This window comes from Rhizobium sp. GN54 (assembly GCF_021026345.1).
Lineage (GTDB): Bacteria > Pseudomonadota > Alphaproteobacteria > Rhizobiales > Rhizobiaceae > Mycoplana.
In genome coordinates, this window is record NZ_JAJNCZ010000010.1 from 1 (window position 1) to 25,898 (window position 25,898).

The following is a 25,898-nucleotide window of genomic DNA, read 5'->3' on the forward strand; positions in this document are numbered from 1 at the left end:
GAACCTGACGGGCACCAGCCATGCCGACAAGCTGACCGGCAACGGCAGCGCCAACGTGCTGACCGGGGGCAACGGCAACGACGTGCTTTCGGGCGGCGGCGGCAACGACACGCTGGTCGGCGGCTCGGGGGCCGACGTGCTCAAGGGCGGGACCGGCAAGGACACGCTCTACGGCGGCAAGGGTGCCGACGACCTCTATGGCGGCGGCGGCAAGGATGTGTTCGTGTTCAAGGCGGTGTCGGATTCGACCAAGTCGGCCCGCGACACGATCTTCGACTTCGGCTCGGGCGATATCATCGACCTGAAGGCGATCGACGCCAACACGACGAAGTCGGGCAACCAGGCCTTCACTTTCATCGGCACGGACGCCTTCTCCGACAAGGCCGGCGAGTTGCGCTACGCCAAGAGCGGCAAGGACACCTATGTCACCGCCGACACCAACGGCGACGGCAAGGCAGACTTCGCCCTCCATATCGACAAGCTCGTCACCCTCGACAAGGGAGACTTCCTGCTGTGAGGCGCCAGGCAATCGTCGGGATCGAAAACGGGAGGCGGCCACATCGGCCGCCTCCATTCGTCGCGGATCATGGTTTCGCGAGTCCGCTCTCCTGCCGCTTCGAAGACACGGCACGTCACTTGGCTCCTAGCCGCTGATTGGAGCGCGAATGCCGAGGTGGGCAGCCTAGTCTATTCCGGCATCAGGCCATCGAAGACTTCCAACATCGCCTCCACCACGGCCTGGCCCAGGGCATTGGCGGCTTGAGCGATCTTCTCATCGGCACCATCGCGCGCCGCCACCGCAAGATTGGCGCCTTGTTCGGCGACGATCCGCGACTGCTGCATCGCTTCCGGCAGCGGAATGCCGCGACTGGCGGCTTCGGTCAGATAGCCGGAGCGCTGGCCGCAGATGGAGTGGCGTGGTCTGCTTTTTCAAGCCTCAGCGATCGGGGTGCCCGTGACTTTGCGCGAAGGGCGTTCGGTGTTGTCCCGAAATTTGCGCGAAACCTCCGGCAGAAGTGCGAACTGCTCCCGAAACCCACGTCGAGGGCGATCTCGATCAGCGATTTGGACGTGCGCTCGATGAGAAGCATGGCCCTCTTCAAGCGGATTTTTTCATAGGCCGCCGCTGGAGACATGCCGGTCTTGCTTTGAAAGATGCGTTCGAGCTGGCGACGGGAAAGCCCAACGTTCAGCGCTATCTTGTCGATGCCGATCCGCTCGTCGAGATTTTGCTCCATGTAAAGCACCGCGGCCTTGATACGGCCGTCGAAGTGGACCGGAAGCGAGATCGGCGCGCGGCTCTGGACTTCGCTGCCTTCGCGCCGGCGTTCCAGTTGAAGGATTTCGAGGGCGTTCTTCTCCGCGCTTTCTCCCACATGCCTTCGCACCAGAAGCGCCGCAAGGTCGGCGACCGCGCTGCCGCCGGCGCAGGTGATGATGCCGCCGTCCTCGACGAAAAGCCGCTGCGACGTCAGCCGGACCTCCGGAAAACAGGCCCTGAATTCGGAATGGTGCAGCCAGCTGACACAGGCCTGTCGGTTGCGCAGAAGACCCAGACCGGCGAGGATGAAGCTGCCGGTGCAGACACCGATGATTCTGGTCTTCCTGCGCGAGGCCTCGTGCAGGAAGGCGATGGTTTCACGGTCGAGTTGTTCCTCGACATCGAGAAGGCCGCCGATGACGGCGATGTAGTCGAAGCGCTCCGGATTTCCCAGCCTGGTTGTCGGCGAGACCTGAATCCCGCTGCTCGACCGGATCATGTGCGGGGTGGCGCTGATCACGTCCCAGTCACACAGGAGCCGACCGGAACGGTCGTCGACGTCGCTGGCAAGCCTTAGCGTATCGACGAACAGGGAAAAGGCGCTCAAGGTGAAATGCCGCGCCAGGACGAAACCGACCTTCAGTTCGACGCCTGGGCGATGGCGCGTTCTGGGCGGCTCCGGACGGTTGGCGACGACATATCCTACCCCACGTTCGTACATCACGGCTTCTCCTTCTCCGCGTGTCAGCCGGGTGTACCGGGCAGGAGATGGGCGGCCTCGGGGCGCCAGGAGAGCCAGGCCGCGGCCCCTGGAGAAAGGTCGAGCCCTTCCAATTCGTCGTGGCTCTTCTGTGCCTTCAATTCCAGCCCGGCGGCGGCGTTCTCCAGATGGATGACCGCCGTGGCGCCGACGAATTCCTCGCCGACGACCGACGCCTGTACGCCGTTGTAGCCTTCGCTTGGCGGCTCGTTGCTCAGATGGACACGGTCGTCCGAGACGACGAAGGTGGCCTGATCCCCTTTGCGCAATGGCGTGGCCGTGTGGCGCGCGACGATGAAGTCCCCGGCCCGCGTGGCGATCTTCACGGAAAGGCTGTCGGCATCCACGACGCTGCCGGAGAAGATGTTGGACGAACCCAGGAATTCGGCGACGAAGCGGGTGCGCGGCGCCCGATAGATCTCCTGCGGATTGCCGATCTGTTCGATCCGCCCCCGGCTCATGATCACGACGCGATCGGCCATCGAAAAGGCTTCGGACTGGCTATGCGTCACGTAGACGAAGGTGATGCCGAGCTCGCGCTGGAGATTGGACAGCACCGTCTGCATCCTCACCTTGAGATGGGCATCGAGCGCCGACAGCGGCTCGTCGAGCAGGAGGATCTGCGGTTCCGTCACGAGCGAGCGGGCCAGTGCCACGCGCTGGCGCTGGCCGCCGGAAAGATGGTTGACGTTGCGGTCGGCGAATTCGGTGATCTGCATGCGCTCCAGCCATGTGTCGACCCGCTTTCGGCGTGCGGATTTTTCCACGCCGCGCATGCGCAGGCTGAACTCGACGTTCTCGCGGACGGTCAGGAACGGAAACAGCGCCAGGCTTTGCCAGACCATGGGCGTGTCCCGGCTCCAGGTCGGCAGGTCGTTGATACGCTTTCCGGCAAGCCGGATCTCTCCCTCGCTCGGTGTTTCGAGACCGGCCAGCATGCGCAGCGTGGTCGTCTTGCCGCAGCCGCTGGATCCCATGATGGCGAGGAATTCCCCCTGGCGGATTTCCAGGTCTGTCCTCTCCACGGCCACATAGGTGCCAAAGCGCTTGGCGACGCCATCGAATACAACGAGAGCCTCTTCGGTCATGCTATTGAACTCCGGCGTTTTCCGCTGCGGCCTTCGGCGCGCTTCCGCGTTTCATGAGAAGGATCTGGGCCAGCACCACCAGCGTCATGGAGACGACGAAGACGAAGGTACCGATGACGTTGATGCGGGGACTGACCTGCCCCTGCAGGAAGCCGAGTACCTTGACGGGCAGGGTCTCGTTGAGGCCGGAGACGAACCAGGCGACGGCGAACTCGTCGAAGGACACGGCCATGGTGATGAACAGCGCGGCAAGGATTGCCGGCTTGCAGAAGGGAATGATGACATGGCGCATCGCCATCCATTCCGACGCACCGAGGTTCCACGCGGCCGCCTCGAGCGACGGGTCCATCTGGGACAGCCGCAACCGGATGATCGCCATGGCGAAGGGCGCGCACATCACCACATGCGCGATGATGACCGAATGGGTGGCGCCGGAAAGGTGGACGTTCGACAGGAAGGCGAGCATCGCAAGGCCCAGGATGACCACCGGGATGGTCGGCGGCAGCAGCGCGAGCGCGAGATAGAGGGACTTGCCGATGAACCGGTAGCGAAAGTCGGTGTAGGCCGCGCCGAAGCCGATGGCGGTGGCAAGGACCGATACGCTGAGGCCCGTCACCAGGGTGTTCCGGAGGCCTTCCCAGACCAGCGGATCGGCGGCCACGGTCTCGTACCATATGGTCGAGAAGCCGCCGAGCGGCAACGACGGAAACCGGTCGACATTGAACGAGAAGACGAAGCTGGCGCCGATCGGGGCGAAGATGAATGCGAAGGCCAGCAGCAGGTAGAGCTTCAGAAGGAGCTCTATCAGCGGATTGCGATTGAAGGCGTTCATCGTCCGCGCTCCTTGTAGGCGTAGCGGACCGCCGCAAAGGCGACCATCAGCAAGGTTGCGATCATGGTCAGTGCGATCACGGCTGCCCGCGGCCATTGCTGGCCGGACTTGGTGGTATCCGTGATCAGGATGGAAAGCGTCGGCGGATCGCCGCCGCCGAGATAGAGCGGGCTGACGAAATCGCCGAAGGTGAGGATGAAGCAGAAGAGAGCGGCGATGACCAGGCCGACCTTCGCCGAGGGAACGATGACCTCGAAGACCGTGCCGAAGCGACCGCAGCCCAGATTGTGCGCCGCTTCGATCAGGTTTCTGTCGACGAAGATCAGGCTGAAGAGCTGCAGCAGGACGACCAGCGGCAGGCACAGGGTCAGGTAGCCGATCATCACCCCGAAACTGGTGTTGAGCATGGTGAAGGGCCCCAGGCCCACGCGGGCGAACAGGGCGTTGAAGATGCCGTTGTCGGAGAGGAATATCTGCCAGGAATAGACGCGGACGAGGTAGCTCGTGAAGAAGGGGATGACCATCAGGAAGCTGGCCCACCGCCGCGCCGTGTCCGACAGCTTGAAGGCGATCGTATAGGCGAGGGGAAAGGCAAGCGCGCTTGCGATGGCAGCGCAGGCGGCCGCAAGGGCGAAGGTGCGAAGATAGGCGTCCCAGAAGACGCTCCGCCCAAGGATCCTGACCCAGTTGACCGTGTCGAAATCCGGCTCCATCCGGAAGTTCTTGACCGTCCAGAAGCTCAGGGCGATCAGAAACAGCAACGGTGCGAGAAAGAACATGACCTGCCAGATCAGCATCGGCAGGGAGAAGGTCAATCCGTACAGGGTAATCGGTTTGCGCATCTGGCTGGCTCCGGGCTCAACATGCGGCAACTGGCCGGCGCTCGCAGAGCTGCCGGAGTGGAGGGGCGGACCGGAAGTCCGCCCCCAGGGGGAGCGCAAGGGAGAGTGCCGCCCCCGTAACCGCCGGCTAGGCGCCCTTGTATTCGGACCAGAAGTCGTTCCAGTCTTCGAGGCTCTGCTGGATGGGCAATTGCCGGTACTTGATGCGCCCGTTGCGGATCATGTCCATCACGTTGCTCTCGTTGAGCAGCATTCCCTGGCGCCGGGCCTCTTCAGGCGTCTCTGTCTGCAGCAGTTCCCAGCCCTTCTGGTTGGGGATGAGCGCCGGATAGGCGGCCATGTTGGCCGATTTCACCTGGCCTTTGGCCGAGGTGCTGTACTGGATCCATTTCCTGGCGAGGTCCGCCTTCGCCGAACCCTTGCCGATGGAGAAGGATTCGGTCCATTGCAGCCCGCCCTCCTCGGGGATGACGCTGCGCACTTTGGCGCCGCTCTTTTCGAGCGTGCCGGTGATCCAGTCGCCGATGCCGGCCATGGCCAGCATCTGACCGTTTTGGAGGGACGAGAACGTGCCGCCGTAGTCGAAGAAGCCGCCGACCTGCGGACGGAGCGTTTTTGTTTTCTCCTGCAGCCTCTCCCAGGCGTTTTCGTCGATGTCGTATGGCGAGGAATTCCCCTCCAGCAGGCTGATCTGGCCGAGATTGGGCAGGTGCCAGTCGAAATGCCCGACCTTGCCCTTCAGCTTTTCGTCCCAGAAGACGTTGTAGCTCGAGGCTTCCTTCTCCGTCAGCGCATCGGTGTTGTAGGCGACGCCCAGGAAGCCGAAGCGGGCAAGCACGGAGAAGAGCTTTCCGTCCTGCCAGTGGCCCGGGAACTGCTGGAATTCGGGAAAATAGTCGTCGAAGGCGTAGTCCTTCGGATCAAGCTCCTCGATATAGCCCGCGGCGTTGAGCTGCTGGACATATTCCGCGTCGGACAGGATGATGTCGAACGTGCCGGGAGGCGACTGGGCGATCAGCCCGAGCATGTTGTCACCGCCGGTATAGTATTTGGGCTTGAACTTGACGTTGTTCTCCGCCTCGAACTCGGCGACAACGTCGGGCTCGGCATGCCCGTACCAAGCAAGCATGGTGAGTTCGACCGGCGCCGCGAAGGCCATCCGGCTGAGATACGGGGCGGCGAGAATTCCACCGCCCGCAAGGGTGGCTGTCTTGAGGATATCGCGCCTGGTCGGGCGCTCCGGCAAGATGGATTTGATGGTCATTGCATTCCCCTTCGCTTGTTATTGGAAGCGAGGGTATGCAGCGCTTATCCATTTGCAAAATTAATTCTCATAATTTTTGCATTAGGCTGCCTTATTGCCGGACCAGTTCGACATGAGCACGGGTCGGGTCACCGGAGACCCCTGCCTCGTCAAGGCGCGCAATGGCATGATTGACCAGCCGGATGCCGGCATCCGACAGGCGAGGGTGCTTGTAGAACAAGCCGACCCGGATTTCGGCGAGCGGCGGAAAGCCGTCCTTCTCGTCCAGTATCCGCATGCCGGGCAGCATGGTGTAGCGGGTGAGCGCGCTGACGCCGAGGCCGTTGACGACCGCGTTCTGCAGCCCCGCTATCCCCGATCCCGTATAGGCGACACGCCAGCGGATATTGGCGGCGTCGAGCGCCTGGATCATGCGTGACCGATAGGCGCATCCTTCAGGATGGGCGGCGAGGGGAATGCCCTGCGCCCGGTCGAACCGGATGTCTTCCACGGCCGCCCAGACCGGCCGCTCGACCCAGGAGCGCGACAGGTATTGCGTGCTTTCGCCGTTGACCATGGCGATTGCGATATCCAGTTCGTCGGCACGCAGCCGGTCGAGGATTTCCGCGCTCCATCCGCAATGCAACTCGAGCGAGATTTCGGGATTCTGGCGGGTATATTCAGTGATCACGCCTTGCAGGAAGGCCACCGCATAGTCGTTGGGCAATCCGACGCGAATGACACCCGCGATCTTGGCCCGGTTGAAATAGGAGGCCGCCTCGTCGTTCATCCGCAGGATTTCCCGGGCGTAGCTCAGGAGCATCTCGCCTTCGCTTGTCAGCAGGAGCGTGCGTCCCACCTGCTTGATGATCGGCGCGCCCACCAGTTCCTCCAGCCGCCGGATCTGCAGGGAGATGGCCGGCTGGGTCCGCCCTAGCGCCTCGCCGGCCTTGGTGAAGGCGCCGAGATCGATCACGGAAACGAAGGTGCGCAGGAGGTCGGTCTGGAAGTTGACGATATGGCGCATGGATTTCAATTTCTCATACACGGATGATGAATATAAATTTCTCATATTTTCGGGCCGGCAGCAATTATTCCTCTCCGTTTTTGAAGAGGAGACGCCAATGCCGACCGATTCCGTATTTGCCGCCGAACTGCCATGGCCGGATTATGACAGCCGGGTCCGCGACGGCGCCGTGCCGATCCTTATTCCCATAGGGTCGATGGAACAGCACGGCCACCACATGCCGATGCATGTCGACGTGCTCCTGCCCACCGAATTCGCGCGGCGGGTGGCCGGGGAGGTGGGTGGTCTGGTCGCGCCTCCCTTTACCTATGGCTACAAGTCGCATCAGAAATCCGGCGGCGGCAATCATCTGCCCGGGACGACCAGCCTCGATGGCGCTACCCTGGTTGCGGCGCTGCGCGACGTCATCAAGGAATTCGCTCGCCATGGCGTGCGCAAGATATGCCTGGTCAACGGCCACTTCGAGAACTCCTGGTTCATCATCGAGGGGATCGATCTTGCCCTGCGCGAACTCAAGTGGGGCGGTATCGAAGACATCAAGATCGTCGTGCTTTCCTATTGGGACTTCGTCGACAAGGCGACGATCGCCCGGCTCTACCCGGACGGGTTCACCGGCTGGGACCTCGAACACGGCGGCGTGCTGGAGACGTCGCTGATGCTCGCCCTCTATCCGCATCTGGTCGAGCTCGATCGGGCGGTCGATCACGCGCCGGCAAGCTTCCCACCCTACGATGTCTACCCACTGAGACCGGAATGGACGCCGCCGTGCGGCACGCTCTCCTCGCCGAAGGATGCGTCCGAAGAAAAGGGCCACATCCTTCTCGATGTCTGCGTCAGGGGTATCGTCTCGGCGCTGAAGACGGAGTTCCATGCCTGATGCCGCGCCTCGGGCGGCCCCAGACGACGAACAGGCCGGCAAGATCCTTGCCGGCCTGTTTTCTATCGATCACCCATCCTTCCGCTCAATTGCGGATGATGTTGTGCTCCGGCCCGAAGGGGAAGCCGGTGATGTTCTCGGCGCCGTCTTCCGTCACGATCAGGATGTCGTGCTCCCGGTATCCGCCGGCCCCGGGAACGCCCTCGGGCAGCATGACCATCGGCTCCATGGAAACCACCATGCCCGGTTTCAGCACGGTATCGATGTCCTCGCGCAGTTCCACGCCCGCTTCCCGGCCATAATAGTGGCACAGCACGCCGAAGGAGTGACCGTAGCCGAAAGAGCGATATTTCAGCAGGTCCCATTCGCGGTACATCTCGTTCAGCTCGATGGCGATATCCTTGCAGCGAGCACCCGGCTTGATGAGTTCGAGGCCGCGGCGGTGCACGGCGACGTTCTTCTCCCAGATGTCGAGGCTCGCATCGTCGACGTGATCGCAGAACAGCGTTCGCTCGAGTGCCGTATAGTAGCCGAAGATCATCGGGAACGTGTTGAGCGAAAGGATGTCACCCGACTGGACGATACGATTGGTCACCGGATTGTGCGCGCCGTCCGTGTTGATGCCCGATTGGAACCATGTCCACGTGTCCATCAATTCGACGAAGGGATGCGACTTGGCGATTTCGCGGATCATCGCATTGGTCGTGGCGATCGCGATCTCATGTTCCGGCACGCCCGCCTTGATGGCCGCCGCGCATGCCGCGCCGCCGACGTCGCAGACGCGCGCGCCCTCGCGGATCAGCTTCTGCTCCTCCAGTGACTTGATCGTGCGCATCCACATCGACGGCTGTCCGACATCGACGAACTCGACGCCCGGCAGCGCCTCCTCGAGCTGGCGGCGGAAATCGAGCGTGATGTGGTCGAACTCGATGCCGATGCGCTTGGCGCCTGACGTGAGCTGTCGGACGGCTTGATAGAAGTTGTCGCGTCGCCAGTCCGTATAGGTGACGTTGTCGCCGAAGCTGCGACGCCACGGCTGGCCGCCGTCGATGCCGGCCGAGATGGTCGTGGCATTGTCCTGGTCGATGACCATTCCGTATTTGCGGCCGAAATAGCAGTAGAGCCAACCGGAATAGTAGTTGATGCAGTGGTAGGACGTGAACAGCGCCGCATCGACGTCGTTCTCCGCCATCCAGCGCCGAACGTCGCTCTGGCGGCGGCGCATCTCTCCGTCGGAAAAGGGTGAATATTCCTTCTCGCCATTATGCCATTTCATCACATGCAGCATGTCGTCCGTCATTGGGCTCCTCCATCTGTGGGACGTCGAATGAGCAAGACGTTATAGGCCACACTGCCATCACAAAAATTTATTCATATGATAGGTGCATTTGGAAAGTTTATTTCTTTGGTCGGCTGGCAAATCGGGAGCGACGCCTAAGCAAAGTATTGGAAATACGGGCATTTGGGATGCAAATTTCCGCCCGGTCTTCATCGGCTGTACTCTGCCGGAAGGTGGGAGGATGTCGATGATCCGCAATGCGTTCGAGATGCTGTGCCGCCGCAACTGGAAGACGCTGCCTGCCTTCTTCAAAGGGCGGCGGACGTCTCAAGCCTCGCCGCGCGATGTGCAGCCGGACATACGCTGGGACGATGCATCCGTGGGGATCTTCATCTGCGGCATGGGCAGGGGGGTATACGTACACCCATTGAACGACAGGGTGCAGTCAAGCCTCCGGCCGGGCCTGGCGCAGATTTTCTCCGTAACGGGACGTTGACCATCGACGGAGAAACTCTCTCTCCGTCCCCCATCACGCCAGCACAATGATACGCGCATGCACGTTCAAGCTGCGCGCACGCGTTGGCTGTTGTCCATTTCTTTCGTGATGAGGCTGCCACCCCCTTCACGCTTTGCAGCATAGAGAGCCTTGTCGGCTACCGCGAAGACATCTTTCGGCAAGTACCCCGAGGTCCCGAACACGGCGCCGATCGATACGCCCACGCGGACCTGCTTGCCGTCCCTTGAATAGTCCTGCGCCAGGGCGGCGATGATCTCTCCGCCGATCCGGTTTGCCATATCGAGGGAGGCGCATCGATGCAGGATGGCAAATTCGTCGCCGCCAATGCGGGCAATGACGTCCGCCTGGTCGAGGATTTTCATCAGCCGGCGCGCAGTCTCCTTCAGACATTCGTCGCCTGCCTGATGACCGAACGAGTCGTTGACGAGCTTGAACCCGTCCATGTCGACGAGGAAAAGCGCGGACTGATCGCCGGAGGAGCGATGGGCGCAGGCATGCTCGAATTCCTTTTCGAACTGGTTCCTGTTGGCCAGTCCGGACAAGGCGTCTGTTTCGGCCAGTCGGCGGATCTGGTCGATCATGATCTTTTCGGAGGTAATGTCCTGCTTCAACCCGAATATCCGGACCGGGACATCGCACTCGCATTCAACGATTGCCGTGATCCGTATCCAGCGGTGGTTGCCTTTGGCAGTGATGATTTCCGCATCGAGCGAAAAACCGCCGCGCTCTTCAATGGCACGATTGCGAAGCCTGGTCAGTTCCGCGCGCGAGGCTTCTGTATACATGTCTACGATCGACGGTCGGTCCAGAGTGGAGCCGGGCGGCAAGTCAAACAGCTCGTAGACCATGTCGGTCCAGGTCAGGGCCTCGGAGGGAAGGGCGCATTCCCAGACCCCGATGCGTGCAGCCTTCGATGAGCGTTCGAAGATCTTTCTGAGATGGGCGATCTCGGCTGCGCTGGCGCTTGGGTTTCCAAGTGCCGGTTCCCCCAGCCATTGCGCGAATCTGGTTCTGAGACCTGCGATCCAGCTTCTCGGGGATACCAAAGCCATAGCCCGTTTCTACCCATATCTCGGAGTCGACGCTTCCAAAATTAGGGAGCAACCTTGAAAGAACTGTTTCCAAGTGTGCAAGCGTTTTCGTTTTTCAACATTGGGGCCAAGGACGAATTTGGCACGGGAATGCTCGCAAAATGATACGGACGCCGGAGAGTGCCGAAACCGGTCCCGATGACAAATGAATGGGCGAACTGTTCAGCGACGTCGATCTGGAGGCGAGGGGCATCTCAATCGTCTGCTGCGGGCGATCGGTAAATTCGAGCGTTGCCCTGGGCCTATTTCATTGTCGCCGCGTTCCAAACCTTGTCCGGCTCGACTTCGACCGCCTCGTGGGCCTCCTGCCACTTGTCGATGCCATCCGGGAACCAGTGAACGCCGGTATAGCCCTTCATCACCAGCCGCTTTCCGGCGTTCCAGCTGCCCCAGCACTGGGGACGGCAGAAGGTGACAACCGGCTTTGATCTGTCGCCTTGCGTCAGTTCCTCCAGACGACGAAAAAATGCTTCCTCCTGCGCGGCATCGAAGGCCGCTGCACCGCCTCCCGGAAACCACACGGCGCCCGGAATGGAGCGATGGGTCGGCAGCCACAGCCGATCCTTTGGAAAGTCTTCCGGCTTCTTGTCGGCGGGGCCGACATCCAGAAGGACCGGTTTTTCCGGAAGGAGCGCCTCGAGCGCCGGCAGGCCAACGACCACGGCACCCTTCAGCGTTGCCGGGGTTTCTCCCCGCATCGGGCCGGTCCACATGCCGTCCGGTTCCTTCACCTCGGCCGACGACGCCTGCGTGACCGTGGCGGCGAGAAACAATGCAATCGCGAGTGAAGCGGCTGGCTTCACCAGGTATCCCATCAGGCCCGACATGTCCGCCCCCCCTTACTGGGTAACGGAAGGCACGTCGAAAGTCTGTTCCCAACGGCCTCCCTTGGTGTCGGATGCGACGACCTTCATCGGACCTTCGCCGCGCGGAATGAAACCGAAGCCGAGCGCGGGATTCGTGGACAGGGAAATATCGCCGACGATGTCCAGTACGTCCTGGTCCCCATATGAGACGGTCACCTTGTCGATGTAGCGCGGGGGCGTGTAGAGCCGGGTGAGCTGGTTCATCTGCATTCCGTTGAAATTCGGATGACGGATCATCAGCGTCGCCTCCGAGGGCTTTTCCTGCTGGATGTCCTTCGCGAATTTCATCCTCATGTCTCCCATCCCCTTCATCGCTTCGGCGTCACTCGGTCCGGACGGCGCCGAGCAGCCACCCGAAGCCTTCACGAAGGCCACGGTGGAATACAGCTTTCCGTCCTTCGTCTCGGCAATGGCGTGAACATTGGTATAGGTGTCGATCCGGACGCGCAGGTGCAGCGTGCCCGGATCCGCGGCCGGCCCGAAGGTGACATGAGCGGCGAGCGGGGCAGGGTTGTCGTCGATCACGAGATAGACAGATTTGATCTTGTCCTTCTCCGGCATTGTCAGGGTGATCGGTACGAGCGCGGCATCCTGGGCGCGCTTCGGCGCTTCGATCCTGATCAGGGTATCCGTCGGGAGAATCTCGCGGTCATCGAAAAGGTAGTCTGCAATCAGCTGCCAGCGCTCCTCCCGCCTGGCATCGGCCTCGGAGGCATCCACAACGGTTGCCGATGTTGCACAGAACACCGTGACCAGAGCCGCCGCGAGGGCATGTCGCACTATCTGTATCATATTCTCCTCCTCCCGCCTGAATGGGATCGCTATTCCCATTCAAGCTCCTTGTAGGCCTGAATGACGTTACGGCTGTGATAGTCCTCGGACAGCGCCCAGCCTTCGGCTGCACTCGCGGCGACCGTCCGGCTGGCTTCGTCGATTGGAATGCCCTCCGCTATCGCCGCGCGCGTCTCGTCCTGGAGGGCCGTCAGGTAGCGCCGCTGTATGGCCATGGCCGGCTCGAACTCCACCATTGCCGGTCCATGTCCCGGCACGGCACGGGCAGCACCAAGCTTTACAAGCCGTTCGGCTTCGGCCAGCCATCCCGGCAAGCTTCCATCCAGGGAGGGAATGCGGCCGACGAAAAGCAGATCCGCAGGAAACAGCGTTCCCGTGGATGTATCGAGCATCGACAGGTCGCAATCCGTATGCGCAATCCGGTGCGCGGTGATCCGGACCAGACGGTCGCCGAGATCGATTTCGGCGACATCGTCTATCTCCCGGGTAGGATAGACGAGGCTGCCTGCATTCTCTTGCCCGAGCACCTCGGCGAGGCGTTGATGATAGTAGGTTCCTCGTGCGTCGAGCGCAGGCCGCAGGGCGTGGTGGCCTATGAATTCCGGTTGCTCCCCAGCAAAGGCTGCAGCACCGAAGCAATGATCGGGATGGACGTGGGTCATCACGACGCGCCGGATCGGCTTGCTCGTCCGCTTTCTGATTTCCGAGTGCAGCCACCGGCCATCCGCCGCACTGCCTCCCGGATCGATGACGAGCACGCTGTCACGTCCGACAATGAAGCCGATATTGGCAATGGCACCCTTGTTGGTCGCCGTCGCCTCCTCGTGCGGTGCCTCGCGGATGAAGAGACCATTGCCGAAATCCTTCAATGCAAAGGCCTGGGCGGCAAGGCCGGTCGCCGGCAGACAGCATAGGCAGAAACCGAGCGAAAGGGCTTCGCGCCGCGTGAAACGGGCCTTGCCGACCGACTGTCGGATGCTGCTGGCGCCTGTGAGCTCAAATCCTGACATGCCAAAGCCTACCATTGCTCGCTCTGGTCCGGTAGTGGCCGCATGAAGCTCTTGTTTGCGGCATTGGCCGGTCGATAGCTCGGCCGAGCATCGTGATCTTACACAACGTCGCCATGCAGATCTGGCGCGAAATCGGCAGCGTGACGGCCAACACGCTTGCTTACCCTCCGCCAATCGCTCGACAACTTAACGGTGCCCTGCGGAGTTGATCGGAACGCCAAAAGAAAACTCCGTAACAGTACTCTCTTTCAATTTTGGTCCGTCGGAATCATCCCGCGAAAACAGGCGCTTGCCGTGTGGTTGATCTGCCGTGTGAAGCCGCCGTTCCTCGGGAAGTTATTGTCTATCTGTAGTTACTCGGAGCATGCCCGTATCGTTTCTTGAAGGCGTTGGAGAAATACTGGCTCGAATTGAAGCCGCAGCTCAGCGCGATTTCTGTAACGCTTGTGTTGCACCGTTCCTGGAGGAGGCGCGAGGCCTGTTCCAGGCGCAGATGCTGTAGGTACTGGCGCGGCGCCATGTTGGTGAGCTTCTTGCAATAGTCGGAAAAACGGGTGCGTGAGAGCCCGCATTCCTCCGCCATTCCTTCGAGCGACCAGTCCTCCTCCAGCACATGGGCGAGCCGCCGCAGGAAGATCGCGACTGTGTGCTGCGAAGTCGAGAGATCCGGGTCGAGTGTCGGGACCTGCTCGCTCATCCGGTCGATCAGGCTCAGCATCATGGCGTTGATCGCCACTTTCAGGCGCGTTTCCCCGTCCTGCGGACTACGGTCGAGCAGGATCGACGGGATCGCCTCGAAGGCGCGGCAGAGTTCCGCGCCGCCGTCCCAGACTGGCTGATTGTTCTGCGTCAGGATCTCGCCTAGTCGTTCGGCCTCGTCTGTGGAGAAAACCAGCCAGTCCGGCCAGTCGGGCGTCTCGCTCGGCCGGCGAAGGCCCGCGTCGAGAATGATCCAGAGGAGCCGGCTCGGGCCGACATTCGGATTGCCGATGGCGTGCAATTGCCACGGGCGGATAACGATGAACTGGCCCTGCTTGAACGCGTAGGTCCGGTCGTCCACCACCAGATCGAGGCTGCCGCGGGCAAGATAGGCGATCTTGAAGCCCTCGTTGCAATGTCGGCCGAGCCCCCAGGACTGGCTATGCCGCGCATCCCAGAAACCGACGGTACGGATGCCCGGCAGGCGTTCGCCGAGCGAAATGCCGGGGTAGCTGCCGCGCGTCCAGGCATGAAGCTCGACCTCGCCCCGACGGGCGGCGGCCTGCAATTCCTTGCAATTGTCCGCATACATGGTCGAGCCGGGCTGGCGGAAGACCGAAGGCCGGCAATCGGCCGCGGATATGACGGCATGTCTGTTCACTTCGCGCCTCCCAACACAAAATGACTTAAGAAATTTACCACTGTTGTCATCCGCAAGAATTGCCGAGTCAAGCCTGCCATTGTGCCTTCGTCGCGGATGGCCTGATGGGGACGGGTTGGCGCGGGAAGGGGAGGACACCAGTGAAAGTCGCATTCAACCTGCTCGTGATCGGTGCAGACATCGGCATGCAGCACGCGCGCCAGCTCGAACGGCTGAAGGCGCTGGGGTATGACGCAGTGGAAATCCCCGTCTTCTCCGGCAGCGAGCAGCACTATGCGGCGCTCGGCCGGCTGCTTGCCGATATCGGCCTTGTGGCCGGGGCTGCCGCCGTCGCCACGCCGCAAGCCAATCCGGTGAGTGCGGATGCGTCCATACGCGCAAAAGCACGTGATCATCATCGCTGGATCGTCGACCGCACGGCGGCGATGGGTGGCGAGATCATTGCAGGTCCGCTGCATTCGCCCGTCGGCGTCTTCACCGGTTTCGGGCCGACGCCCGAGGAATTCGACCGTTGCGTCGAGGCGATGCGCGCGCTGGCGGACTATGCAGCGCCTGCCGGAATTCGCATTTCGGCGGAGGCCGTCAACCGTTTCGAATGCTACATGATGTCGACTATCGCCCAGGCATCGGCGATCCACCAAGCCGTCAACCACCCCAACTATGGCTATATGTTCGACACGTTCCACGCCAATATCGAGGAAAAGGATCCGCCGGCGACCTATGAGCGCTATCACGGCGAGATCAACCATTTCCATGTCTCGGAAAACGACCGTGGTGTACCCGGTTCCGGCCATGTGCCGTTCGCAGCGCATTTCGACGCGCTGCGCCGCTGCGGCTATGACGGCTGGCTGACCGTCGAATCCTTCGGACGCGCCCTGCCGGAACTTGCCGGCGCGACGCGCGTATGGCGCGACCTGTTCGACGATCTCGACAGCCTCTTTGCCGAAAGCGTCGCCTTCATCCGTCGGGAATGGGCGGCGGCGGGAGAGCGGATGGCATGACGGCTGTCCCCTCTCTCAGCATGACCGGTATCAGTAAGGCCTTTCCGGGTGTTCGCGCGCTCGACGGCGTGGACTTCGAGTGCCTGCCGGGCGAGGTCCACGCGATCTGCGGCGAGAACGGTGCCGGAAAATCGACGCTGATGAAAATCCTCGGCGGCAGCTACAGGCCGGATGCCGGGACCATTCATCTCGCTGGAAAGACGGTGCAATTCACACATCCCCGGCAGGCGGCGGAAGCGGGTATCGCGACCATCCACCAGGAACTCAGCCTTCTGCCGCACCGCACGGTGGCGGACAACATCTTCATGGGACGCGAGATCGCCCGACACGGCATCCTGGACAAGGCGGCGATGCGGGAGAGGGCTGCAGCACTTCTTGATCGCATCGGTGCGCAGATCGACCCGCAGGCGCTGGTCTCTTCGCTTTCCATCGCCCTGCAGCAACTGGTCGAAATCGCCAAGGCGCTCCTGCTCGATGCGCGCATTCTCGTCATGGACGAACCCACGGCCGCGCTCGACGAACGCGACAGCCGCACGCTACTCAATCTGGTCGATGGGCTTCGCGGGGAGGGCGTTTCGATCGTCTATATCTCCCACCGCATGCCCGAGGTCACGGCCATCGCCGACCGCATCACCATCCTCAAGGACGGCCAAAAGATCTGGACACGGCCGCGCGATGCCGCGCCCATCAGCGAGATCGTGCGCGCCATGGTCGGCCGCGACCTCAAGGATTTCTATCCGTCTCCGCCCGCTTCCGCGCCAGGCGAGGTCCTCGTTGCCATAACGGGTGGGACGAATTCCGGTTTGCAGGATATTACCTTCGATGTGCGGGCCGGCGAGATCGTCGGCGTGGCGGGGCTGGAGGATTCCGGCAAGGGTGCGCTCGCGCAGGCGCTCGTCGGGGATGTTCCTTTTACAGGCGGCACGGTTGCGCTTCGCGGCCGGTCGATCGATCTTCGCACGCCGCGGCAGGCCACGGCAGCCGGTATCGGCTACCTGCCGGGCGACCGCAAGCGCGAGGGGCTGGCGCTGCGTCAGTCCGTACGAGACAACGCGCTCCTGACGCTGCGTTCCATGACCGGCATTTTCACGCGCCCGCAGCGCGGCGCGCTTGCGTCCGCTGTCATCGACGAAAGGCTGCGCGCGATGGACGTGCGGGCGGCGAATTTCGGCCAGGAGATCGGCACGCTCTCGGGCGGCAACCAGCAAAAGGCGATCATCGTGCGATGGCTGGCCCAGGCGTCGGACATTCTCGTCTTCGTCGAGCCGACGCGCGGCATCGACATCGCGGCCAAGGCGGCCATCTACGACACGATGCGGCGCTTCGCCGACGCCGGCCGCGGCATCGTCGTCATCTCCTCCGACATGCCGGAACTCATCGGCATCGCCGACCGCGTGCTCGTCATGCACCAGGGCCGCCTGTCCGGTGCCGTGCCGCGAGGGGCGAGCGAAGAGGACATCATGCATCTTGCGCTCGGCCTTGCAGAGGCGCGACACGAGGAGTCCGGCGCATGACGACGGATGTTGTGAAGCCGAAGCCGGGCCTGTCCGTCGCCGTCCTGCTTGCGGGACTTTCCATCGGATTTTTCGTCGTCGTGGCGCTTGCGACCGGCGAAACCGCGCAGTTGAGCGGGCAGGGCGTTACCGGCCTGCTTCAGCGTATGGTTGCGCTCGGACTCGTCGCGATCGGCCAGACTTTCGTGATCCTCGTCGGTTCGATCGATCTCTCCGTCGCCGCGCTGATCAGCGCCGTCGCCGTCCTCGCCTCGCATATCATGCAGGGCGATGCGGCGATGATGCTGCCAGCGGTTCTCCTGTGTCTCGGTCTTTGCATCGCGGTGGGCTTCGTCAACGGCGCGCTGGTCGCCTATGGCGGCATCAATCCATTGATCGCGACGCTTGGAACCGGCCTTGTCATCCAGGGCGTGCTCGCCGCATCGTTCGGCGCGCTTCAGGGTTCCGTCGCGCGGGAGTTTCAGGTCGTCGCCTATGGCGGCGTTCTGGGCGTGCCCTATTCGCTGCTGCTTCTCGCCAGCCTGTCGATTGCCGCCGGCCTTGTGCTCGACCGCACGCTCTTCGGCGCGCGCATCTATGCGGTCGGCGGCAACCCCGATGGTGCGCGGCTTGCCGGCATCCGCACGGAGCGGGTCATTCTGTTCGCCCATATGGTCGCCAGCCTCTTTGCCGGCGCGGCAGGGCTTTATCTCGCCGCGCGGCTGCAATCCGGCACGCCATGGATCGGCCGCGACGGCATCTACGATCTCGAATCCATTGCCGTCACCGTCATCGGCGGCACGATACTTGCCGGCGGCAAGGGTGGTGTTGCGGGCACGCTCGCCGGTGTCCTGCTGTTCGCCAGCCTTGATGCGGGTTTCAACATGCTCGGCATCGACGCCTTCCTCAAACAGGTGCTGCGTGGGGCCATCGTGATCGCCGCCGTCGCCGTCCATGCCGTTCGCGCAAGGGGGCATGTCGCATGACCACCGTTCCGCAGACCTCCTTGTCCCTTCGCCGCCCGGAGCGCCTCGCCCTCAATGCCGGCCTCGTGATCTTCGTTGCCCTCTACGCAGCCATTGCCTTTCTCCAGCCGAACTATCTGGAGCTCGGCCTGTTCATGAACTTCCTGCGGCGAGCGGCACCGCTCGTCATTCTCGCCTGCGGACAGCTCTACGTCATCCTGACGGGCGGCTTCGATCTCTCCATGGGCGCGGTCGCGACGCTCGTGGTGCTGGCCGCTTCGATCCTCATCAACGGGGATCCCGATACCACCTGGGCGGTCATCGGCGCGCTCTATGCCATGGGCATTGCCGTCGGCCTGGTGAACGGCCTCGTCGTCACCTTCCTCAAGGTGCCTTCGATCATTACCACGCTCGGCACCATGCTTCTCGTCAACGGGCTGGCGCTCGCCTGGTCCGGCGGGGCGGCGCGCGGTGACCTGCCGGACAATTTCCGCAATCTCGGGCGGCTCGTCTGGCGCGATGTGCCGGTGATCGGCACGCTTCCGCTCGCGGCGGTCGTACTCGCCGGCTTCGTGGCGCTCGTCTGGTTCGGCCTGAACGGTACGGTCTATGGCAAGCGGGCGCTCGCCGTCGGCGACAATCCGCGCGCGGCCGAACTTGCCGGAACGCCTGTCGCGGCGACACGCATCCTGGCTTTCGTGGTCTCGGCGGTCTCGGCGGTGACGGCCGGCATCCTGATCGGCGGCTTCTCCGGTGTTTCCGTCAATGCGGGCGAGGGGCTGGAACTGCAGGCGATCGCTGCCTGCGTCATCGGTGGCGCGCAACTCCTAGGCGGGCGCGGCTCCATCTGGAGCGCGGTCTTCGGGGCGCTCAGCCTCTTCGCGCTCTTCACCTTGCTCAATCTATTGGGCCTGCCGCAGGCGCTGCGCGACAGCATTCAGGGGCTGATCCTGATCGCGGCCGTCGGCGCCAGCACGTGGCGCATCCGCCGGCGGACCTGAACCCCGGCATTCGATATCAACCGCCGGCGCAGCCGGCTTTCTGGAGGAGGAAGACATGACACTGAGGGGACTACTGGCGACGACGGTGGCGCTCACATTCGCCAGTCAGGCGCTGGCGCAGGATTTCAACGATCCGGCCGAATTCAAGAAGCAGCGCGAGCAGCTTTCCATGACGCCGCAGGGGCCGGAAGGCCAGCCCTGGGCGCAGCATCTCGGCGATGGCATGGTCGATACGGCAAAGTACAAGAAGGACGGCCAGGTCACGCTTTGCTTTTCCAACGCCGGCGTCTTCAATCCCTGGCGTGTCGTCGGTCTCAACAACCTCAATGCCGAGGCCGAACTGCACAAGGATCGCCTCAAGGAGCTGATCGTCGTCGATGCCGAGGGCAAGGACGACAAGCAGATATCCGATATCGAGGCGCTGGTGAGCGGCGGCAAGTGCGACGCGCTCATCGTATCGCCCAATACGACGGCGGCGCTGACGCCGGCCGTCGAGGCGGCCTGCGCCAAGCTCCCGGTCATCGTCTTCGACCGCGGTGTCAACACCAGCTGCCCCGTGACCTATATTCACCCGGTCGGCGGCTACGGCTTCGGCATTACCTCGGGCGAATTCATCGCCAGCAAGCTGAAGAAGGGCGACAACGTGCTTGCGCTGCGCATCATGCCCGGCGTCGACGTGCTGGAAACCCGCTACTCGGCCGCCAAGAACATCTTCGACGAGGCCGGCATCAACGTGGTCGGCTCGGAATTCACCGGCAGCGACCGGGCAAAGACCAAGTCCGTCGTCGAGGACTACATCAACCGCGGCGAGAAGATCGATGCGGTCTGGATGGACGCCGGCGATACGGCAACGGCGGCGCTGGAGGCCTTCGAGGATGCGGGCCTGCCCTATCCGGTCATCAGCGGCGAGGACCAGCAGGACTTCCTGCGCAAGTGGCAGTCGGAAAAGCTGACGGCGATTGGCCCGTCCTATCCGACCTACCAGTGGCGCACGGCTGTCATCGCTGCGCTCGACGTGCTCGACGGCAAGCAAGTTCCCGGTCCTGAATGGGTGCTGCCGCAACCGGCGATAACCGAGGACGTACTCGCCGAATATATCGATGATCGCATGCCACCGCTGCATTACAGCCTCTGTGGTTGCCAGGAGCTGCCCGGATACCCCGAACTTTGGGGTGGCAAGAAATAGATTTGCTACATTGAAGGGGGCCATGTTTGCCCCCTCCATCACAAGTGGCAGTCGCCATGCGGTGCGCCCCGTAGCACCATGTTGACCCTTGGGAACACAAGCAGCTTTTCCGGCCATACCCTGGTATTGACGCCCCACGTCCGTCAGCCGCGCGGTAGGGGCAGGCGGCAATGTCGGTTGCCCTGGCCTGTAGGCATGGGGTGGGCGGCGCAAAGCAATTGATACTCGTGGTCAACGACGACGTCGTTACCGCAGCCGATGAGATCGGAAGGCGGCGTGCTGTTGTCGAAGAACTCCAGCAGGTTTAGTCTGTACCTTCTGATGACGTTAGCGAGGCCATTGCCTGAGTGGGATTCCCATGCGCGCCAAGGATGTCATGACAGTGCAGGTTGTCCGACTGTCTCCTGACAACAGTGTCAGGCAGGCCGCCAGGATCATGCTCGACCATCATGTCAGCGGGCTTCCGGTCGTCGATGACGAAGGGAAACTCGTTGGCGTCCTCAGCGAAGGCGATCTGATCCGGCGGACGGAGCTGTGCAGCGGAATGGTCGCATCGCCGGGGGACCTGGCGCTTGCTCCGGATGCGCGAGCGAGTGCGTTTGTCCAGAGGTCCTCATGGCGGGTCGGCGATGCCATGACGGCGGATCCCGTCACAATCGACGAGGACGCGTCCGTCTCGCGTGCCGCAAGGCTCATGCAGGAACACGGCATCAAGCGGATTCCGGTCGTGCGTAACGGAGAGCTCGTCGGCATCGTCAGCCGTGCGGACCTTCTGCAGGTCATCCTGGCTGCAAGGCCGGATGAGACGCTGGCGGACGATGAAGCGATCCGGCGAAGCATCGTCGCGCGCCTCGGGGAAAACACGGGTCTTGAGAGCCTGGACATCACCGTCGCGGTCACAGGCGGGGTCGTGCATCTGTGGGGCGTCGTGGAAACGGCCGATTGCCGGCGTGCCGCGCGCATCCTTGCCGAGAACGTGCACGGTGTCAGAGGCGTCGTGGAGCATTTTCCGGATCCGTCTCCGCAGTAGCATTCGAAGATCGGCACTCCCGTGGTGATGCCGGCTCGCAGTTGATGCATCAGGGAGGAACTGAGAGTGGCACAAACCATGAGGGCCGCCGTCGTTCGACAGTTCCGCATGCCGCTCGTCATTGAGGACTATCCGTACCCGCTCCTGGACCGGACGCGCATCACAGTGCGCGGGTCGATCGTGGGCACGCGGCAGGACCTGGAGCAATCGCTGCAGTTCGCCGCGGAGGGCAAGCAGGCCAGGTCGACGGCCGTATCGTTATGAGGCTGCAGTAGCCTGTGGAGCGGACAATCGTAACGACCTTATCATTCCAATCATTTTGTTCGGGAGGATCGGATGGCATCGCGCGAAACGCCAGCGGCAGGGGACGCGGGATCCGGCAACACGCGTGCACCGGAGCCGCTTTCGACGGATGAGCTTCGACTGATGGACGCCTACTGGCGGGCATCGAATTACCTGTCGGTCGGGCAGATCTACCTGCTCGACAATCCGCTGCTGCGCGAGCCCTTGAAGCGGGAGCACGTCAAGCCCCGGCTGCTTGGCCACTGGGGCACGTCGCCGGGGCTGAACATGCTGTACGTGCACCTCAACCGCGTCATCAGGCGCGACGATCTCGACATGATCTACGTGATCGGCCCGGGGCACGGCGGACCTTCGCTGGTCGCACACGCCTATCTGGAGGGCACCTACAGCGAGTTCTATCCCAATATCAGCCAGAATGTGGAGGGCATGCAGCGACTGTTCAAGCAGTTCAGCTTTCCCGGCGGTATTCCGAGCCACGTGGCGCCCGAAACGCCCGGCAGCATTCATGAGGGTGGAGAACTCGGCTATGCCTTGAGCCACGCCTATGGCGCCGCCTTCGACAATCCCGATCTCATCGTCGCCTGCGTCGTCGGCGACGGCGAGGCGGAGACCGGGCCGCTTGCGACGGGATGGCAGGGCAACAAGTTCCTCAACCCCGCCCGCGACGGCGCCGTGCTGCCGATACTGCACCTGAACGGCTACAAGATCGCAAACCCCTGTTTCCTCGCCCGCATTCCCAAGGACGAGCTGCAGAAATTCTTCGAGGGCATGGGCTACAGGCCCCATTTCGTCGAGGGCCACGAACCGGAAGACGTCCACCGGCAACTGGCCGCGGCGATGGACACGGCGACGGCCGAGATCAGGGACATCTGGAAAGACGCCCGCGAGAACGGCAACCTCAAGCGCCCCGCCTGGCCGATGATCGTCTTCCGCACGCCGAAGGGCTGGACCTGCCCGGAAGAGATCGACGGCAAGAAATGCGAGGGCTACTGGCGCGCGCACCAGGTGCCGATGGGCGAGATGGACAAGCCCGGGCACATCCGCATCCTCGAAGGCTGGATGAAGAGCTATCGCCCCGAGGAACTGTTCGACGAGAGCGGCGCGCTCAGGCCGGAGCTGGCAGCCCTCGCCCCCGCCGGGCGACGGCGCATGAGCGACAATCCGCATGCCAACGGCGGTCTGCTGCTGCGCGATCTCAAGCTCCCCGATTTCCGCAAATATGGGGTCAACGTTCCAAGCCCCGGCGCGACCACGGCGGAGTCTGCGCGGGTGATGGGAGCCTTCCTGCGCGACGTGATGAAGGAAAACATGGGCGACAGGAACTTCCGCCTGTTCAGCCCGGACGAAAACAACTCCAATCGCTGGCAGGACGTGCTCGAAGTCACCGACCGCTGCTACATGGCCGAGATCTATCCCGAGGACGACCACCTCTCGCCGGATGGGCGCATCATGGAGGTCTTGAGCGAACACCAGTGCCAGGGATGGCTCGAGGGCTATCTCCTGACGGGCCGGCACGGCTTCTTCTCGTGCTACGAAGCCTTCATCCACATCATCGATTCCATGTTCAACCAGCATGCCAAGTGGCTGAAGGTGTGCAACGAGATCCCCTGGCGCCGGCCTGTCGCCTCGCTCAACTACTTCCTCTCCTCGCATGTCTGGCGACAGGACCATAACGGCTTCAGCCACCAGGATCCCGGCTTCATCGACCACGTGGTCAACAAGAAGGCCGAAGTCGTCCGCGTCTATCTGCCGCCGGATGCCAACACGCTGCTCTCGGTCACCGACCACTGCCTGCGCAGCCGCAACTATGTGAACGTGGTGGTCGCCGGAAAGCAGCCGGCGCCGCAGTGGCTGACCATGCAGGAGGCGGTGCGCCATTGCGCCATGGGCATCGGCATCTGGGAATGGGCGAGCAACGACCGGGGCAGCGAGCCTGATGTCGTCATGGCTTGCTGCGGTGACGTCCCCACCCTCGAGACACTGGCTGCTGTCCAGTTGCTGCGGGAGCACCTCCCGGAAATCAAGGTCCGCGTCATCAACGTCGTCAACCTGATGAAGCTGCAGCCGGAAAGGGAGCATCCGCACGGGCTCTCCGATCGCGATTTCGACGGGCTTTTCACGACGGACAAACCGATCATCTTCGCCTTCCACGGCTATCCCTGGCTGATCCACCGGCTGACCTATCGCAGGACGAACCACGGGAACCTGCACGTCCGCGGCTACAAGGAGGAAGGCACCACGACGACGCCGTTCGACATGGTGGTGCTGAACGAGCTGGACCGCTTCCATCTCGTCGGCGACGTCATCGACCGGTTGCCGCAACTCGGCGCCCGCGCCGCCTATTTCAAGCAGGCCATACAGGCCAAACTGATCGAGCATCGCGAGTACATCGAGAAGCACGGCGACGACATGCCTGCGATCAGCGGGTGGAAATGGGGTGCCAAGGGCGGAGACAAAACGAGGGCAGCGACGTCCACGGAGGGTGACAACACCTAGCCATGGAAGAGATGCTCTCGACCGATCCCGAACTGAACCGGATGCCGACCGATGAGGATCTGGCACGGCTGCAGTTCACCACGCTGCTCTACTACCTGCATTGTACCAACCCCGACAACGGCCTCGTGCGCGACAAGACGGCCACCGACGCGCCCGCCAGCATTGCCGCGGTCGGCATGGCGCTCGCCACGATTCCGGTGCTGGTCGAGCGGGGGATCATCATCCGCAAGTTCGCCGCGAAGATTGCGCGCCGGCGCCTGAAATTCCTGCTGGAGTGCCCGCAGGGGCCGGAACCGGATACGTCCGGTTACAAGGGCTTCTTCTACCATTTCCTCGATATCGAGACGGGCCGACGGGTCTGGAACTGCGAGTTGTCGACGATCGATTCCGCTTTCCTCTTCGCCGGCGCGTTGACGGTCGCTGCCTATTTCGACGGCGACGATGCGGAAGAGGCAGAGATCCGCCGTCTCGCAAACGCGCTCTACGAGCGGGCGGACTGGAACTGGGCCTGCGACAATGGCCTGACGCTGACCCATGGCTGGCGGCCGGAGAACGGCTTCATTCCCTATCGCTGGCGCGGCTATGACGAGGGGCTGCTGCTCTACATCCTGGGTCTTGGCTCCCCCACCCATCCGTTGCCGCCCGAATCCTATGCCGCCTATACCGAGAGCTACGACTGGCGAAACATCTATGGCCGCGAGCTGCTCTATTCGGGGCCGCTGTTCACCCACCAGCTTTCGCACATGTGGATCGACTTCCGCGGCATTCGTGACGACTTCATGCGCGAGCACAACAGCGACTATTTCAGGAACAGCCGGCACGCGACCTTCGTCCAGCAGGAATATGCGATCCGCAACCCGCTCGGCTTTGCCGGCTATGGCGAATATTGCTGGGGCTTCACCGCCAGCGACGGCCCCGGCTGGATCAAGCGGAGCATAGGCGGCACCGAGCGGGAGTTCTTCGACTACATCGCCCGCGGCGCGCCCTTCGGGCCGGACGACGGAACCGTGTCGCCCTGGGTGGTCATCGCCTCGCTGCCGTTCGCGCCGGAGATCGTCATTCCGACCGTCTGGAACTTTGCCCGCATGAACCTCGGCATGTCGCGGCTCTACGGCTTCAAGCCGTCCTTCAACCGGTCGTTTCCGCTTGAGGGCAGCGAGACCGGCTGGTGGGTCAGTCCATGCCACTTCGGCATCGACCAGGGGCCGGTCGTCCTGATGATCGAGAACTACCGAACGGGTCTCCTGTGGGAGATCATGCGCCGCTGCGAGCCGATCGTGGTGGGGCTCAGGCGCGCCGGGTTCGAGGGCGGGTGGCTATAGCATTCGTAGCGTGGTCGACCGTTCGTCGCTGCCGCATTCGAGCCCCTCGCGGCTCGATCGTGACGGCGAGGCTGCGATCGAGGCGCTGCGCCGACGCCTGTCGGGCCCAGCCATCGCACCGATGACAACGTTTTCTCCAGCCGAGTGAACCCGAAGCCCCTCTTGCCGGTACTCAGCATCGACCCCGAACGCCATGGCGAAGGGTGGATCAGGCAGCCTGTGTATCGAAAGGGACCAGTCGGCAATGAAACAGTTC

General features: G+C 62.7%; 25 protein-coding genes and 1 pseudogene. 12 read left to right on the forward strand and 14 right to left on the reverse strand.

The features are described from left to right. On the forward strand, nt 1–517 hold a 517-nt coding region (locus LQK81_RS21270), incomplete at its 5' end, for a M10 family metallopeptidase C-terminal domain-containing protein (protein ID WP_230808394.1). Nucleotides 518–687: 170 nt separating this feature from the next. On the opposite strand, the gene LQK81_RS21275 is transcribed toward LQK81_RS21270, so the two are convergent. From LQK81_RS21275 to LQK81_RS21310, 8 genes and pseudogenes are all read right to left on the reverse strand, one after another. Continuing rightward, on the reverse strand, nt 688–843 hold the full coding sequence (locus tag LQK81_RS21275) for a hypothetical protein (RefSeq protein ID WP_230808395.1): 156 nt from the start codon (nt 841–843) through the stop codon (nt 688–690). Continuing rightward, a pseudogene (locus LQK81_RS21280) lies at nt 832–903 on the reverse strand (integrase); the annotation flags it as partial. The pseudogene LQK81_RS21280 and the gene LQK81_RS21275, both read right to left, overlap by 12 nt. Further along, complete coding sequence (locus LQK81_RS21285) at nt 882–1,982, reverse strand: GlxA family transcriptional regulator (RefSeq protein WP_442967171.1); 1,101 nt, start codon at nt 1,980–1,982, stop codon at nt 882–884. The gene LQK81_RS21285 and the pseudogene LQK81_RS21280, both read right to left, overlap by 22 nt. A 23-nt stretch (nt 1,983–2,005) precedes the next feature. Beyond that, a complete protein-coding gene (locus tag LQK81_RS21290; RefSeq protein ID WP_230808396.1) occupies nt 2,006–3,109 on the reverse strand; it encodes an ABC transporter ATP-binding protein in 1,104 nt (367 codons plus the stop codon). 1 nt (nt 3,110) lies between these two features. After that, a complete protein-coding gene (locus tag LQK81_RS21295) occupies nt 3,111–3,941 on the reverse strand; it encodes an ABC transporter permease (protein ID WP_230808397.1) in 831 nt (276 codons plus the stop codon). Next, nucleotides 3,938–4,783 (reverse strand): ABC transporter permease, encoded by an 846-nt coding sequence (locus LQK81_RS21300; RefSeq protein WP_230808398.1) that lies wholly within the window; start codon nt 4,781–4,783, stop codon nt 3,938–3,940. The genes LQK81_RS21295 and LQK81_RS21300 overlap by 4 nt, the downstream gene beginning before the upstream one ends. A gap of 127 nt (nt 4,784–4,910) precedes the next feature. Beyond that, nucleotides 4,911–6,047: a polyamine ABC transporter substrate-binding protein gene (locus tag LQK81_RS21305; protein ID WP_230808399.1), complete on the reverse strand. Its 1,137-nt coding sequence runs from the start codon at nt 6,045–6,047 to the stop codon at nt 4,911–4,913. Nucleotides 6,048–6,138: 91 nt separating this feature from the next. After that, a complete protein-coding gene (locus LQK81_RS21310; RefSeq protein WP_230808400.1) occupies nt 6,139–7,053 on the reverse strand; it encodes a LysR substrate-binding domain-containing protein in 915 nt (304 codons plus the stop codon). A 97-nt stretch (nt 7,054–7,150) separates the two neighbouring features. Between LQK81_RS21310 and LQK81_RS21315 the strand changes: the two genes are divergently transcribed. Beyond that, nucleotides 7,151–7,930 carry a creatininase gene (locus LQK81_RS21315; RefSeq protein WP_230808401.1) on the forward strand — a complete coding sequence of 260 codons (780 nt, stop codon included), beginning with the start codon at nt 7,151–7,153 and terminating at the stop codon, nt 7,928–7,930. An 85-nt stretch (nt 7,931–8,015) separates the two neighbouring features. On the opposite strand, the gene LQK81_RS21320 is transcribed toward LQK81_RS21315, so the two are convergent. After that, nucleotides 8,016–9,230 carry a M24 family metallopeptidase gene (locus tag LQK81_RS21320; RefSeq protein WP_230808402.1) on the reverse strand — a complete coding sequence of 405 codons (1,215 nt, stop codon included), beginning with the start codon at nt 9,228–9,230 and terminating at the stop codon, nt 8,016–8,018. A 220-nt stretch (nt 9,231–9,450) separates the two neighbouring features. On the opposite strand from LQK81_RS21320, the gene LQK81_RS21325 reads away from it, so the two are divergent. Then, the gene (locus LQK81_RS21325) at nt 9,451–9,705 is read left to right on the forward strand and encodes a hypothetical protein (RefSeq protein ID WP_230808403.1); all 255 of its coding nucleotides are present in this window, start codon (nt 9,451–9,453) and stop codon (nt 9,703–9,705) included. 65 nt (nt 9,706–9,770) lie between these two features. Here the strand turns inward: LQK81_RS21325 and LQK81_RS21330 are convergent, their stop codons facing one another. The 5 genes from LQK81_RS21330 to LQK81_RS21350 all read right to left on the reverse strand — a co-directional run bounded on the left by LQK81_RS21330 (nt 9,771) and on the right by LQK81_RS21350 (nt 14,845). Then, nucleotides 9,771–10,778 (reverse strand): GGDEF domain-containing protein, encoded by a 1,008-nt coding sequence (locus tag LQK81_RS21330; RefSeq protein WP_230808404.1) that lies wholly within the window; start codon nt 10,776–10,778, stop codon nt 9,771–9,773. 281 nt (nt 10,779–11,059) lie between these two features. Beyond that, on the reverse strand, nt 11,060–11,632 hold the full coding sequence (locus tag LQK81_RS21335) for a rhodanese-like domain-containing protein (RefSeq protein WP_412178910.1): 573 nt from the start codon (nt 11,630–11,632) through the stop codon (nt 11,060–11,062). 24 nt (nt 11,633–11,656) lie between these two features. After that, the gene (locus LQK81_RS21340; RefSeq protein WP_230808406.1) at nt 11,657–12,514 is read right to left on the reverse strand and encodes a quinoprotein dehydrogenase-associated SoxYZ-like carrier; all 858 of its coding nucleotides are present in this window, start codon (nt 12,512–12,514) and stop codon (nt 11,657–11,659) included. Next, a complete protein-coding gene (locus LQK81_RS21345; RefSeq protein ID WP_442967173.1) occupies nt 12,505–13,485 on the reverse strand; it encodes a quinoprotein relay system zinc metallohydrolase 2 in 981 nt (326 codons plus the stop codon). Before LQK81_RS21345 ends, LQK81_RS21340 begins: the two co-directional genes overlap by 10 nt. A 343-nt stretch (nt 13,486–13,828) precedes the next feature. After that, nucleotides 13,829–14,845, reverse strand: a complete 1,017-nt coding sequence (locus LQK81_RS21350) for a helix-turn-helix domain-containing protein (protein ID WP_230808408.1) — start codon at nt 14,843–14,845, stop codon at nt 13,829–13,831. Between the two features lie 140 nt (nt 14,846–14,985). Between LQK81_RS21350 and LQK81_RS21355 the strand changes: the two genes are divergently transcribed. The 9 genes from LQK81_RS21355 (at nt 14,986) to LQK81_RS21395 (ending at nt 25,642) form a co-directional block, all read left to right on the forward strand. Continuing rightward, the gene (locus LQK81_RS21355; RefSeq protein ID WP_230808409.1) at nt 14,986–15,846 is read left to right on the forward strand and encodes a sugar phosphate isomerase/epimerase family protein; all 861 of its coding nucleotides are present in this window, start codon (nt 14,986–14,988) and stop codon (nt 15,844–15,846) included. Next, nucleotides 15,843–17,360 (forward strand): sugar ABC transporter ATP-binding protein, encoded by a 1,518-nt coding sequence (locus tag LQK81_RS21360; RefSeq protein WP_230808410.1) that lies wholly within the window; start codon nt 15,843–15,845, stop codon nt 17,358–17,360. The genes LQK81_RS21355 and LQK81_RS21360 overlap by 4 nt, the downstream gene beginning before the upstream one ends. Further along, a complete protein-coding gene (locus LQK81_RS21365; protein WP_230808411.1) occupies nt 17,357–18,325 on the forward strand; it encodes an ABC transporter permease in 969 nt (322 codons plus the stop codon). The genes LQK81_RS21360 and LQK81_RS21365 overlap by 4 nt, the downstream gene beginning before the upstream one ends. Further along, a complete protein-coding gene (locus LQK81_RS21370; protein ID WP_230808412.1) occupies nt 18,322–19,305 on the forward strand; it encodes an ABC transporter permease in 984 nt (327 codons plus the stop codon). The genes LQK81_RS21365 and LQK81_RS21370 overlap by 4 nt, the downstream gene beginning before the upstream one ends. Nucleotides 19,306–19,360: 55 nt before the next feature. Then, entirely contained in the window at nt 19,361–20,491 is a 1,131-nt protein-coding gene (locus tag LQK81_RS21375) for a substrate-binding domain-containing protein (RefSeq protein ID WP_230808413.1), read from the forward strand. A gap of 358 nt (nt 20,492–20,849) precedes the next feature. Further along, nucleotides 20,850–21,521 carry a CBS domain-containing protein gene (locus LQK81_RS21380; RefSeq protein WP_230808414.1) on the forward strand — a complete coding sequence of 224 codons (672 nt, stop codon included), beginning with the start codon at nt 20,850–20,852 and terminating at the stop codon, nt 21,519–21,521. Between the two features lie 66 nt (nt 21,522–21,587). Next, on the forward strand, nt 21,588–21,785 hold the full coding sequence (locus LQK81_RS21385; RefSeq protein WP_230808581.1) for a hypothetical protein: 198 nt from the start codon (nt 21,588–21,590) through the stop codon (nt 21,783–21,785). 72 nt (nt 21,786–21,857) lie between these two features. Beyond that, nucleotides 21,858–24,320 carry a phosphoketolase family protein gene (locus tag LQK81_RS21390; protein WP_230808415.1) on the forward strand — a complete coding sequence of 821 codons (2,463 nt, stop codon included), beginning with the start codon at nt 21,858–21,860 and terminating at the stop codon, nt 24,318–24,320. A gap of 2 nt (nt 24,321–24,322) precedes the next feature. Continuing rightward, nucleotides 24,323–25,642, forward strand: a complete 1,320-nt coding sequence (locus LQK81_RS21395) for a glucoamylase family protein (RefSeq protein ID WP_230808416.1) — start codon at nt 24,323–24,325, stop codon at nt 25,640–25,642. Nucleotides 25,643–25,898: the final 256 nt, after the last annotated feature.

Excerpts from the sequence above, each read along its gene's own strand:
- LQK81_RS21275 (WP_230808395.1), bottom strand. The coding sequence starts at position 843 with ATGCAGCAGTCGCGGATCGTCGCCGAACAAGGCGCCAATCTTGCGGTG.
- LQK81_RS21285 (WP_442967171.1), bottom strand. The coding sequence starts at position 1,982 with ATGTACGAACGTGGGGTAGGATATGTCGTCGCCAACCGTCCGGAGCCG.
- LQK81_RS21290 (WP_230808396.1), bottom strand. The coding sequence starts at position 3,109 with ATGACCGAAGAGGCTCTCGTTGTATTCGATGGCGTCGCCAAGCGCTTT.
- LQK81_RS21295 (WP_230808397.1), bottom strand. The coding sequence starts at position 3,941 with ATGAACGCCTTCAATCGCAATCCGCTGATAGAGCTCCTTCTGAAGCTC.
- LQK81_RS21300 (WP_230808398.1), bottom strand. The coding sequence starts at position 4,783 with ATGCGCAAACCGATTACCCTGTACGGATTGACCTTCTCCCTGCCGATG.
- LQK81_RS21305 (WP_230808399.1), bottom strand. The coding sequence starts at position 6,047 with ATGACCATCAAATCCATCTTGCCGGAGCGCCCGACCAGGCGCGATATC.
- LQK81_RS21310 (WP_230808400.1), bottom strand. The coding sequence starts at position 7,053 with ATGCGCCATATCGTCAACTTCCAGACCGACCTCCTGCGCACCTTCGTT.
- LQK81_RS21315 (WP_230808401.1), top strand. The coding sequence starts at position 7,151 with ATGCCGACCGATTCCGTATTTGCCGCCGAACTGCCATGGCCGGATTAT.
- LQK81_RS21320 (WP_230808402.1), bottom strand. The coding sequence starts at position 9,230 with ATGACGGACGACATGCTGCATGTGATGAAATGGCATAATGGCGAGAAG.
- LQK81_RS21325 (WP_230808403.1), top strand. The coding sequence starts at position 9,451 with ATGTCGATGATCCGCAATGCGTTCGAGATGCTGTGCCGCCGCAACTGG.
- LQK81_RS21330 (WP_230808404.1), bottom strand. The coding sequence starts at position 10,778 with ATGGCTTTGGTATCCCCGAGAAGCTGGATCGCAGGTCTCAGAACCAGA.
- LQK81_RS21335 (WP_412178910.1), bottom strand. The coding sequence starts at position 11,632 with ATGGGATACCTGGTGAAGCCAGCCGCTTCACTCGCGATTGCATTGTTT.
- LQK81_RS21340 (WP_230808406.1), bottom strand. The coding sequence starts at position 12,514 with ATGGGAATAGCGATCCCATTCAGGCGGGAGGAGGAGAATATGATACAG.
- LQK81_RS21345 (WP_442967173.1), bottom strand. The coding sequence starts at position 13,485 with ATGTCAGGATTTGAGCTCACAGGCGCCAGCAGCATCCGACAGTCGGTC.
- LQK81_RS21360 (WP_230808410.1), top strand. The coding sequence starts at position 15,843 with ATGACGGCTGTCCCCTCTCTCAGCATGACCGGTATCAGTAAGGCCTTT.
- LQK81_RS21365 (WP_230808411.1), top strand. The coding sequence starts at position 17,357 with ATGACGACGGATGTTGTGAAGCCGAAGCCGGGCCTGTCCGTCGCCGTC.
- LQK81_RS21370 (WP_230808412.1), top strand. The coding sequence starts at position 18,322 with ATGACCACCGTTCCGCAGACCTCCTTGTCCCTTCGCCGCCCGGAGCGC.
- LQK81_RS21375 (WP_230808413.1), top strand. The coding sequence starts at position 19,361 with ATGACACTGAGGGGACTACTGGCGACGACGGTGGCGCTCACATTCGCC.
- LQK81_RS21380 (WP_230808414.1), top strand. The coding sequence starts at position 20,850 with ATGCGCGCCAAGGATGTCATGACAGTGCAGGTTGTCCGACTGTCTCCT.
- LQK81_RS21390 (WP_230808415.1), top strand. The coding sequence starts at position 21,858 with ATGGCATCGCGCGAAACGCCAGCGGCAGGGGACGCGGGATCCGGCAAC.
- LQK81_RS21395 (WP_230808416.1), top strand. The coding sequence starts at position 24,323 with ATGGAAGAGATGCTCTCGACCGATCCCGAACTGAACCGGATGCCGACC.